We start from the raw sequence: 12,092 nt of genomic DNA, 5'->3' as shown, positions 1-12,092 counted from the left end.
TTTTATGAAAGGTCAGAACTTATTAGTTTTAAAAATTCATTACGTGTTTCTATTTTTTCAAACTGTCCTCTAAATCCAGAAGTTGTTGTTACCGAATTTTGTTTTTGTACTCCTCTCATCATCATACACATGTGTGATGCTTCAATAACTACAGCTACTCCTTGTGGTTTTAATGTATTGTTAATACATTCTAATATATCATGAGTTAACCGTTCTTGAACTTGTAATCTGCGAGCAAATACATCAACAACCCTAGGTATTTTACTCAATCCAACAATATGTCCATCAGGAATATATGCTATATGTGCTTTACCAAAAAACGGTAATATGTGATGTTCACATAATGAGTATAGCTCAATATCTTTTATAATAACCATATCGCTATAATCTTCTTTAAACATTGCTCCTTTTAAGATATCTGCAGGATCTTGTTTATATCCTTGTGTTAAAAATTGCATTGCTTTTGCCGCCCTTTCTGGGGTTTTTAATAAACCTTCTCGAGTAGGGTCTTCTCCTAGGTCCTCTATTATTGTTTTATAATTCTTTTTAACATCTTCAACTGTTTCAATATTATATTCTTCAAATTTCCTATACGACATAGTATATTGTTATTTTAATTTATGGTTAAATAGTTTATTTAATTTTTCAATTTTTGGGCGGATAATAAATTGACAATAAGATTGTTCTTTATTATTATCATAATATTCTTTATGATCTTCTTCTGCATTATAAAAAACATCAAAAGGTTTGATTTCTGTAACTATCGGATCATTAAATATAGATTCAGCCTCTAATGCTTTAACAAATTGTTCAGCTATTTCTTTTTGAGTTTCATTAACATAATAGATTCCTGAACGATATTGCGTTCCTACATCATTACCTTGCTTGTTTAACGTAGTAGGGTCATGTGTTGCAAAAAATATTTCTAATAAATCCATAAAAGAAACAATTTCTGGTTTAAATATTATTTTTATCGCTTCAGTATGTCCAGTACGTCCAGTGCAAACTTCACGATATGCAGGGTTTTTAATAAATCCATCTGTATATCCAGAAATGACATCATGTACTCCATCTACTCTTCTATAAACAGCTTCAGTACACCAAAAACATCCTCCTGCTAATATTGCTGTATCGTAATCATTATTATTTATCATAAATATTCTTTAAAATAAATTTTATTCTTCTTCAATTTTGAGGAAGATTTTATAGTTGATTTTTAACTTTTAATTATGAAGGAATTCTTTTGTAGTCTTTTAGCTTTGCCATCATTAAAAAACGAAAATCACCCCATAGTAAGGTCAATGTTACAAAAAATTATAATCTTATTCATCTCATTAGTTACATTATCTTCATATTCTCAAAACGTAAAAAAAACAATTGAAGCGACGAGAATTAAAAATCCACCTAAGATTGATGGTAAGTTGGACGATGATATCTGGAAAGACTTACCAGTTTATGGCAATTTTTTAATGTTAGAGCCTAATAATACAGGTAAAGAGCGTAATACTCACAAAACTGAAGTAAAAATGGCATATGATGACGATGCTGTATATTTTGCAGTTTACCTTTATGATAACGCACCTGATAATATTTTAAAACAGTTTAGTCAAAGAGATAATATAAATGTACAAGCTGATAATTTCTCTATTAATATCAATACTTTAAATGATGGCATTAATGAAACTAATTTTTATGTTACAAGTGCAGGAACCATAGCAGATTCAAGAGGTGAAAATGGTCGCGAAGATTTTAGTTTTAATGTAGTTTTTAAATGCAACATTTCTTATGATGACAAAGGCTGGTATGCTGAATATAGAATTCCATATAATGCTTTACGATTCCCAGAAGTAGATATACAAAATTGGAGTATTAACTTTTTTAGACGCATAGTACATCTTAATGAGCGTTATTCTTGGAATTATGTAAATCGTCAAGTAGGGTCAAGAACACTTTACAATGGTATTGTAACTGGCGTAAAAAATATAAACCCTCCTATTCGTTTAATATTATTCCCATTTGTACAAACTGATGTTACTCGATTTGATGGTATTACAGATAATAGTTTTAGTGCAGGCTTAGATGTCAAATATGGTCTGAGTGATAATTTTACTTTAGATGCAACATTAATTCCTGATTTTGGACAGGCTGCGTTTGATAATGTTACATTAAACTTAGGACCTTTTGAGCAAACTTTTGGGGAAAACAGAGCATTCTTTACTGAAGGTACAGAATTATTTAATAGAGGTGGTTTATTTTTTAGTAGACGAATTGGTAATGCTCCTTCGGATAGTGGACGTGCATTTGATGATTTACAAGAGAATGAAATCGTAAGCAATAGCCCTAATGAAGTTAGTGTATTAAATGCTGTTAAAATATCTGGGCGCACTAAAAACAAATTAGGAATAGGTTTTTTAAATGCCATTACTGAAGAAACTAGCGCTACTATTAGAGATACGATTACCGGGCAATCACGAGAAGTAGTAACAGAATCCTTTGCAAACTATAATATATTTGTATTAGATCAACAGTTTAATCAAAATTCATCTGTAACTTTAATAAATACTAATGTTACTCGCTCAGGAAGTTTTAGAGATGCTAATGTTACAGGGTTATTAGCTAACCTTTCTAATAAAAAAAATTCTTATAATATAGATGCTGGTATAAGATATAGTAATGTTAGAGAAGATGGTACCAGTATTACAGGGATTCGTACTAATTTGCAAATTCGTAAAACTAAAGGTAATTTTAGATGGCGTATTAACAATAACATAGCGGATGACACTTATGACATTAACGATTTAGGAAGGTCTTTTAGAAATAATTTTAATAATTCTAGTGCGGAAATCTCTTATGAGATTTTTAAACCTACCAAACTATTTAATCGTTACCGTATAAATTTAAGGTATAATCACAGAAGACGCCTTTTAAATCCTTCAGTTGCAACTCAAAACTCATTGTCTTTAAATTCATTTTTTTCTACACCAAAACGTTTTTCTTTTGGAGCTAATGTAGATTACAATAGTGATAATGACGATTTCTTTGAACCAAGAGTTCAAGGTCGTTTTGTAACATTTAGCTCTAATATTGGAGCCCGTGCTTTTGTCTCGTCGGATTTTAGAAAAAAGTTTGCTTATGATGTTAATGTAAGATATCGAAACTTTTTTGCAGATCCACAAATAGATTATAATCTAGAAATTTCACCTCGTTATCGTTTTTCGGACAATTTTTTATTGGTTTGGCGTACAGCATTATCAAAAAGAAATAAGAATTTTGGATTTGTAACTAATGATGATACAGATGTATTTTTAGGTCAACGTGATATTACAAGTGTTGAAAACACATTGCAAGCGAGTTATAATTTTGATTCGTATAAAGCATTGAATCTTAGGTTTCGAAATTTTTGGAGTACTGCAGATTATAGTGATAATACTTTTTTTATTTTAAATGATGATGGAAGTAGATCAATTACTAATTTTGATGTAGAGCAAAATAATCCGAATACAAATTTTAATATCTGGAATATTGATTTAAGCTTTAATTGGAGGTTTGCTCCTGGTAGTGAAGCAGTACTTCTATATAGAAACGAAATATTTAATAGAGATCAACAATCTCAAATTAATTATTTAGATAGTGTAAACAATCTTTTTGATCAACCAATACGTCATACATTATCACTCCGCATTGTATACTTTTTGGATTATAATAATGTTGGAAGTTTATTTAAGAAGAAAAACACATAAGTATTGGTCATCATCTGATAAAACCCTATTTTTCACTTCTAAATTTTTTAGAAAATGATCCAAGCTAAAAATATTCACAAATATTATGAAAATCTTCAAGTTCTAAAAGGCGTAGATTTACATATTAAAAATGGAGAGATTGTTTCTATAGTTGGTGCTTCTGGAGCTGGAAAAACAACATTACTTCAAATTTTAGGGACTTTAGATAAAGCTTCTAAGAAAGAAAGTTCAGAATTAATTATAAACACTACTAAAATTACCGATTTATCTGAAAAAGAACTTGCCAAGTTTAGAAACGAAAATATCGGTTTTATTTTTCAATTTCATCAATTATTACCTGAGTTTACAGCTATAGAAAATGTTTGTTTACCAGCTTTTATAAAAGGGACCTCTAAAACAAATGCAGAATCTAAAGCAAAAGAGTTATTAGAATTTTTAGGGCTCTCTGAACGTATTAATCATAAGCCAAATGAACTTTCTGGAGGTGAACAACAGCGTGTTGCGGTTGCAAGAGCACTAATAAATAATCCAAAGCTAATTTTTGCAGATGAACCTTCTGGGAACTTAGATAGTGAATCTGCAGATAACCTTCACAATCTCTTTTTTAAACTTAGAAATGAGTTTGGGCAAACTTTTGTTATTGTAACTCATAATGAAGAATTAGCGAATATGGCGGATCGTAAATTAACTATGATAGATGGTAAAATTGTAGATTAAAGTTCTTTTTATTGAGAAGTAGCAATTCTAAACCCAAAAACATAACTTTGATAATCTGGAGTTGAATTTGTACGTTGTGTAATACGACAATATATTGGTCTATAATACCAACCTCCACCTCGTAATACTCGACGATCTCCTTTTATTGCACCTTTAGGGTTACTTACGGAACTTTTATTATAGTAATCTTTGTCATATCTATCCATACACCACTCTAATGCATTACCACTCATATCGTAAATTCCTAATTCATTTGCAATTTTAGAGGCTACAGATTGCGCTCTTTCTCCTGAATTGTCTTCAAACCAAACATCATTTATGTTATTTGTACCACTATATTTATACCCTTTGCTTTTATTGCCTCCTCTTGCTGCATATTCCCATTCTGCTTCATAAGGCAACCTAAAAGGTCTTCCAAGTTTATTTGAAAGCCATTTAGTATAACCAATAGCATCATTCCAAGTTACATTTACTATTGGCTGATCATCTTCTAACTCCCAATAAGGTTCATCAGGCATGAGAATATTTTCAGCTTTACAATAAGTGCGATATTGTGCTACTGTAATTTCTGTTTCACTTATATAAAACGTATTAATTTTAACATTATGTGTAGGCCTTTCATTCGCCTCACCTAGCCCAAGGTTATCTCCCATAGTAAATGTTCCTCCTTCAACTTTAATCATTTTAGGGAAATTCTGAGCTTCTAAAAAAAATAATCCATTAATAAAAAATACGAGAACCAATAAGCTATTAACTTTCATCATATCTTGAAATATTAAAAATCAAAAACTAAGTTAATTATTTTAAACATATTTGTAACAAAACATTCAACTAAGTCGTCTATTACAATATTATTCTACTTTAATGAATAAATATTAATATCTTTAAAAAAAAAATAAAATAAACATCAATCAATCATAATCATTTTACCAATCCATATTTATGTCGAAACTATTTACAGTTAGTGCTTTTAAAAATATAAAACAAACTGGTAGCTTATTTAGAAGCTCTAAATTTTTAGCTAAAAAACTAACGACATCTTTATTACCTGAAAAGCCATTAATAATTTTAGAACTTGGAGCCGGAGATGGTGTAATTACGAAACAAATCTTATCAAAGATCAATTCGCAATCTAAATTATACTCTTATGAAATCAACAATCTTTTTTTACCAAAATTAGAAGCTATTAATGATGATCGTTTAATTATCTTAAACCGCTGTGTCTCTACTATTACTAACGATTTTAATATTGGAGATATTGATATTATAATTTCTAGTTTACCACTTACTAATATTGATCATGCTTTTAAGAAACAGCTAATGGCAGATATAAAAACTGTTTTAAAGCCTGAAGGACAGTTTATTCAATACCAATACACTAAAAATGACAAGAATCTTTTAAAAGGTAATTTTTCTAAATTCAACACTAATTTTTGTTTACTCAACGTTCCTCCTGCATTTATTTATACTTGCATCAATTAAATTAAAAGACAATTTTCCTCAACACACAATTAGCAATAAAATAGTGACATTGCTGTTGTAACAAAATAATACTATTACCGTCTTATAGTAGTCATCAATCAATCAACTACTTTGAAGCCATCTTTATTAAAATTCATAAGACACCTTTGGGTATTTCTTATTGCAATATGCTTGATAAGTTATTTTTTTAATCCCGATTTATTTTCTAGAACTGCTATTGCCAATTATATCTCAGAATACGATTATGCAATCTTAATATATTTAAGTATTCATATTATAAGGGGCTTCTTTTTGTTACCAAGTACTCCTTTAGTTTTTGCTGGTATAATAGCATTTCCATCACAATTATTTCTAGTTTTAATGATTTCATTATTTGGAATTTTGTGCTCTTCATTATTAATATATTTCTTTTCTGATAAATTAGGGTTCTCACAATTTTTATCTAAACACAAAAAAAAAACAGCTTACCTTAAACACAAACTTAATGGTAAACATGGTTTTATATATATTATTGGGTGGGCATTCTTTCCTTTTGTTCCAACAGACCTTATATGTTATTTAGCTGGTGCATTAAAAATTAATTTAGCTATTTTTTTAATTTCAATATTTATTGGTGAGTTAGTTTTGTGTAGCATTTATATTTATGGGTGTGCTTATTTTTTATAAAGAAACATATTAATATTTTTGACTTATAAAAACATTGGCAAGAACTGTGAAATTTACCAAAGTACAACTCAAAGAGTTTCTTGATAAAAAAGTTGAAGAATATAATCAACCAAAGTTTATCGAAAGCGACCCAATACAAGTTCCACATCAATTTGATTTAAAAGAAGATATTGAAATTGCGGGATTTTTAACTGCAACAATTGCTTGGGGTAATAGAAAAAGTATTATTAATAATAGCAAACGAATGATGCAATTATTGGATTATTCCCCCTATGATTTTATTATTAATCATCAAGAGTCAGATTTAGCAGGTTTAGAAGCTTTTGTACATCGCACTTTTAATGGAATTGACTTTATTACTTTTGTTAAAGGATTAGAACGTATTTATAAAAAATATAATGGCCTAGAGGTTATTTTTAAAAAATATGCAGATAACAATTCTCTACAATTTGCAATTCATCGATTAAAACAAATATTTTTTGAAATTGAACATTTACCAAGAACACAAAAACATATTAGTGATCCTTTAAAAAATTCTGCTGCAAAGCGAATAAATATGTTTTTACGTTGGATGGTACGTAATGATGCTATTGGTGTAGATTTTGGCATTTGGAATAAGATTCCCTCCTCTTTTTTATCATGCCCTTTAGATGTCCACTCTGGAAATACAGCTCGTAAGTTAGGATTATTAAATCGAAAACAAAACGATGGAAAAGCGCTATTAGAACTAGATATAGCATTACGGGAATTAGACCCTACAGATCCTGTAAAATACGATTATGCGCTTTTTGGCTTAGGTGTTTTTGAAGGATTTTAAAGTAATAATTATCATATTTATTTTTCGTCTACTTACAAAATATTATTTTAGTGCTCTACTAACATCATTAAATATTTTCGTATGAAAAAATTAATTACTCTTCTCTTTTTTCTATTAGTTTTTATTAGTTATAGTCAACGGCCATTACCAATAGATACAATGGTAGTAACGTCACATACTACGACTATTAAAGGTAACAATATTTCGTATACAGCTACAGCTGGAATGCAACCGGTATGGGACGAGCATGGCAAAGCTACTGCATCTTTATTTTACACATACTACGAGCGTACTAATGTTAAAAATAGAGAAAATCGCCCACTAATAATTTCATTTAATGGAGGTCCAGGATCTGCATCAGTATGGATGCATGTCGCTTATACTGGCCCAAAAATTTTAAAAATTGATGAAGAGGGTTATCCTATTCAACCTTATGGTGTAAAAGATAATCCAAATTCCATCATAGATGTTGCAGACATCGTATTTGTAAATCCTGTAAATACTGGATATTCAAGAATGGTTGAAGATGATAAAGGTATGATGGCAAAAAAAGAAGCTTTTTTTGGAGTTAATGAAGATATTAAATACTTAGCAGAATGGATAAACACTTTTGTGACTAGAAAAAATCGCTGGGAATCTCCTAAATATATTATTGGTGAAAGTTATGGAGGTACTCGTGTTATGGGGTTATCTTTAGAATTACAAAATAGCCAATGGATGTATTTAAATGGAGTTATTATGGTTTCTCCTGCAGATTATAAAGTGTTGCGTGTTGGTGGACCTGTTTCTTCTGGAATTAGCTTGCCCTACTTTACTGCAGCTGCATGGCATCATAAAATGTTAACGCCTGAGCTACAAAGTAAAGATTTGTTAGAAATTTTACCTGAAGCCGAAAGTTTTGCCATTAACACTCTAATTCCTGCATTAGCTAAAGGTGGGTTTATTTCGGATAATGAGCGTAATGCCGTAGCAGATAAAATGGCATACTATTCAGGGTTAAAGAAAAAAGTAATTTTACAACACAACTTAGATGTACCTACTTCATTTTTTTGGAAAGATTTACTTCGTGATCGTTCTGGGCATACTATTGGACGTTTAGATTCTAGATATAAGGGAATTGATAAAACTGAGGCTGGAGATTCACCAGATTATAATTCTGAACTAACTTCGTGGTTACACTCTTTTACTCCTGCCATTAATGTTTATTTACAAGAACATCTTAAGTTTAAAACAGATGTAAAGTACAATATGTTTGGTCCGGTACGTCCGTGGAATAATGATAACGATAATACTAGAGAAAATCTACGCCAAGCCATGGCTCAAAACCCATATTTGCATGTCATGACACAATCTGGGTACTATGACGGCGCTACTACTTATTTTAGTGCTAAATACTCGATGTGGCAAATTGACCCTAGCGGAAAAATGAAAGATCGTTTTACATTTAAAGGTTATCGCAGTGGACATATGATGTATTTACGAAATGAAGATTTAATTAAAGCTAATGATGATTTAAGAGAGTTTATTAAAAAATCTTCTGCAAATGGTAAAGCTGCAAAGTATTAATAAATATAAAAAATGCTGATCAATTATGATCAGCATTTTTTACTTTAAATCATTATTTTTTTTTAAAACCACCTATCCTTTTAACCAAGCATTTCTTAAAGTAACTTGCTGTGATGTAGCATCATTTTTTTCTTTTAACTCTTCTCCTTTTGTATAAGGTTGTGTAGTAATTGTTTTAATAATTATTTCTTCTCCATTTCTATCTAATTTTACTTCAATTTCCTGCCCTACTTGCCATCCAAAAACTTCTTGAAGAACAGTATTTGCATTTTGCAATGTAACATCTGTGCCATTAATTTGCTTAATAACATCATTAGGTTTTACGCCTTGTTCATTCCAGAAACTATTATCATTAACTTGTTCGACAAAAAATATACCTTTGTCTGGGCTACCACTAACGATAGGCCTTCCTCCTTGTAATATAAAATTTGTTTTAATTCTTCCTTCTTCAATTGATAATCCTACTTTTTCAAAAAAGACATTATAATCTATAGGCGTATTACCTTCAACATAAGTTTTTAAAAATTCACTTATAGATGGATAAGTCATTGCAGTGATTTCAGTGATGATATTATCATCTTCAAACGGCTTATCTTTCCCATATTTAAGCGATAACTCTTTCATTAAAGACAACATGCTTCTTTCTCCATTACTTTCTTCTCTCATTAGAATATCAATACACATACCTATTAGTGCTCCTTTTTGATATACATTAGCATAATTGGTAGCATAAGGTTCTTCTAAAATATTTTCACTCATTTTAGTAAAACTCATTGTATCATCATATGCTTGCTTAGAAAAATTAATTTTACCCAATATCGTTGCATAAAACTCATCAGCTTCAACTAAGCTTTCTTTAATTTGAAAATGTTGTGCAAAATATTCGGTAAGACCTTCATACATCCATAAATGCTTTGAGAATGTAGGTGCATTATAATCAAAATAATGTACATCCTCAGAGTGTACACTTAAAGGTGTTACAATATGAAAAAACTCATGGGCTACAACATCTACCATAGAGTTAGCTAGTCTTTCTGGAGTACTTTGTTCTGGTAATACAACTATTGTAGATGTATGATGTTCTAAAGCTCCAAATCCTTTAGGGGAATCTTGTTTTTGAGTATCTGCTAAATACAAATAAATATCATATCGTGGTGTACTATTTAAATCTCCTAAATATGCTTTTTGCCCTTGCATCATTTTAAACACAGTTTCTTTAATACTTGCAGCTGTATGTACTTTATTAGGTGAATATACACTTAATACAATTTTAATATCTCCTACTTGAAATTCTTCTACATCCAAATTACCATACATCATAGGATTATCAGTAATATCAAAATAGCGTGGCGCAAAATAACTTGTCGTTGTACTACCATCTTCATTAACTCTAGATCCAGTAGTTTGTATTGCTGAAGTACGCTTAAAATCTGTTGGAGATATTACATCCAAACTATATTGATTTGTTTTTAAAGTATCAAAATATCCAATAAATCCATGTAGATTTAATACATAATTATCTGGAGCTATATTTGTGCCAGATGGAGAAAATGGTTGATCTCCTCCTATTCCACCTCTGGTTTCAATATCAAAAGTATCATTAACTAAATATTCAATCTTATCTAATTTAGTAGCATTGTTAATAGTCCATGTATTTGTATCAATTTTATTAACCACAAGTTCATTACCATCATAATCGATGGCTTTAAAATCATCAACATATTTACCAAAATCACTTACAGAATAAGTACCTTGAACAACCTTTGGTAATCTATATGTTATCGATTCTGTGGTAAATCGACCTGGGTTAATAACTACAGGTACTCTATCTTCTTTTACATTAATTAAATCTATTTCAGTAACTATTGGGTTATTTACAGCAGAGTCATCTTTAATAACTGATTTAGGTCCGCAAGAAAATAGCATGATACTAATTCCTAAAATGGTTAATTGTTTTTTCATTATAGTTTGTAATTTGATTTTTATATAAATTATTGATTAAAAGACGCTCAAAGATATGTTTTGTTACTATTATTCACTTATCTTTTTGTTAAAAAAACGAATTCTTATCTTCGCTCTATGCGACAACCGCTTATTAGTATACTTATTCCTTTTAAAAATACATCTATTTATTTAAATGAATGCCTCCAGTCAATTATTAATCAAACATATACAAATTGGGAGTTATTAATTGTTGATGATAATTCTACAGATAACAGCTATGCTATTGTAAAAAAGTTTGCTGAAAAGGATTTACGAATCAAATTATTTAAAAATGATGGTAAAGGAATTATTGAAGCTTTGAGGTTAGCGTTTAAAATGAGTAAAGGCTCTTTGGTAACACGAATGGATAGTGATGACATAATGGTTTCTAACAAATTAGGAGTTTTAAGTAACAACTTGATAAATTCAGGTAAAGGTCACGTCGCGATTGGATTAATTAGATACTTTTCAAAAAATGGTGTTGGAAATGGTTATGCTAAATATGAAACTTGGTTAAATAACTTAACTCAAGAAGGTTCTAATTATAATGACATTTATAAAGAATGTGTTATCCCTTCTCCTTGCTGGATGGTATACAGAAGTGATTTTTTAGCTTGTGACGCATTTCACTCAAATAAATATCCAGAGGATTACGATTTAGCATTTCGGTTTTACCAACAAGGTTTAAAATGTATCCCTTGTAATAATGTATTGCATTTTTGGAGAGATTATCCTGTACGAGCTTCTAGAACAGATAAGAATTACGCACAAAATCATTTTTTAGAAATAAAACTACATTATTTTTTAAAATTGCATCATACTCCTACTCGTCCTTTAATCGTTTGGGGGGCTGGGCAAAAAGGAAAGTTTGTAGCAAATTATTTATTTAAAAAAAATATTTCATTTTATTGGATGTGTAATAATTTAAAAAAAATAGGAAAAGATATTTATCAACAAAGATTACTATCTACCCAAGAGTTCTCAAAATTTGACTCCCCGCAAACAATTATTACTATAGCAAATACAGAAGAGCAGTTAGAAATTAAATCTCAATTAAAAGCATTGTACCAGCAACCTATGTTAGATTATTTTTTCTTTTGCTAATTTCAAAAATCAAAAAA

At 29.8% G+C, this 12,092-nt stretch carries 11 protein-coding genes; 7 read left to right on the top strand and 4 right to left on the bottom strand.

Features of this window, described 5'->3' with window-relative positions; all coding sequences use genetic code 11:
• Nucleotides 1-2: 2 nt before the first annotated feature.
• Together folE and msrA are read right to left on the bottom strand one after the other, a co-directional pair.
• A complete protein-coding gene (gene folE, locus D1817_08665) occupies nucleotides 3-599 on the bottom strand; it encodes a GTP cyclohydrolase I FolE (GenBank protein AXT19954.1) in 597 nt (198 codons plus the stop codon).
• A 9-nt stretch (nucleotides 600-608) separates the two neighbouring features.
• Entirely contained in the window at nucleotides 609-1,154 is a 546-nt protein-coding gene (gene msrA, locus D1817_08660; GenBank protein ID AXT19953.1) for a peptide-methionine (S)-S-oxide reductase, read from the bottom strand.
• A 147-nt stretch (nucleotides 1,155-1,301) separates the two neighbouring features.
• On the opposite strand from msrA, the gene D1817_08655 reads away from it, so the two are divergent.
• Together D1817_08655 and D1817_08650 are read left to right on the top strand one after the other, a co-directional pair.
• Complete coding sequence (locus D1817_08655) at nucleotides 1,302-3,740, top strand: hydrolase (protein AXT21248.1); 2,439 nt, start codon at nucleotides 1,302-1,304, stop codon at nucleotides 3,738-3,740.
• Nucleotides 3,741-3,794: 54 nt separating this feature from the next.
• Nucleotides 3,795-4,457, top strand: coding sequence for an ABC transporter ATP-binding protein (locus tag D1817_08650; GenBank protein ID AXT19952.1), 663 nt, complete (start codon nucleotides 3,795-3,797; stop codon nucleotides 4,455-4,457).
• Nucleotides 4,458-4,465: 8 nt separating this feature from the next.
• Here D1817_08650 and D1817_08645 read toward each other — a convergent pair whose 3' ends face one another.
• The gene (locus tag D1817_08645; GenBank protein ID AXT19951.1) at nucleotides 4,466-5,221 is read right to left on the bottom strand and encodes a hypothetical protein; all 756 of its coding nucleotides are present in this window, start codon (nucleotides 5,219-5,221) and stop codon (nucleotides 4,466-4,468) included.
• A gap of 178 nt (nucleotides 5,222-5,399) precedes the next feature.
• Between D1817_08645 and D1817_08640 the strand changes: the two genes are divergently transcribed.
• From D1817_08640 to D1817_08625, 4 genes are all read left to right on the top strand, one after another.
• Complete coding sequence (locus D1817_08640; GenBank protein AXT19950.1) at nucleotides 5,400-5,939, top strand: methyltransferase domain-containing protein; 540 nt, start codon at nucleotides 5,400-5,402, stop codon at nucleotides 5,937-5,939.
• A gap of 84 nt (nucleotides 5,940-6,023) precedes the next feature.
• Nucleotides 6,024-6,605 carry a DedA family protein gene (locus D1817_08635; GenBank protein AXT19949.1) on the top strand — a complete coding sequence of 194 codons (582 nt, stop codon included), beginning with the start codon at nucleotides 6,024-6,026 and terminating at the stop codon, nucleotides 6,603-6,605.
• A gap of 25 nt (nucleotides 6,606-6,630) precedes the next feature.
• Entirely contained in the window at nucleotides 6,631-7,422 is a 792-nt protein-coding gene (locus D1817_08630; protein ID AXT19948.1) for a TIGR02757 family protein, read from the top strand.
• An 81-nt stretch (nucleotides 7,423-7,503) separates the two neighbouring features.
• Nucleotides 7,504-8,988, top strand: a complete 1,485-nt coding sequence (locus D1817_08625) for a carboxypeptidase (GenBank protein AXT19947.1) — start codon at nucleotides 7,504-7,506, stop codon at nucleotides 8,986-8,988.
• A 72-nt stretch (nucleotides 8,989-9,060) separates the two neighbouring features.
• Here the strand turns inward: D1817_08625 and D1817_08620 are convergent, their stop codons facing one another.
• A complete protein-coding gene (locus D1817_08620; protein AXT19946.1) occupies nucleotides 9,061-10,950 on the bottom strand; it encodes a peptidase M61 in 1,890 nt (629 codons plus the stop codon).
• 117 nt (nucleotides 10,951-11,067) lie between these two features.
• Between D1817_08620 and D1817_08615 the strand changes: the two genes are divergently transcribed.
• Complete coding sequence (locus tag D1817_08615) at nucleotides 11,068-12,075, top strand: glycosyltransferase family 2 protein (GenBank protein ID AXT19945.1); 1,008 nt, start codon at nucleotides 11,068-11,070, stop codon at nucleotides 12,073-12,075.
• Nucleotides 12,076-12,092 lie beyond the last annotated feature (17 nt).

Source organism: Flavobacteriaceae bacterium (assembly GCA_003443635.1).
In the GTDB taxonomy this organism is placed as follows: Bacteria; Bacteroidota; Bacteroidia; order Flavobacteriales; family Flavobacteriaceae; genus AU392.
This window is presented reverse-complemented; position numbering and strand designations above follow the sequence as displayed.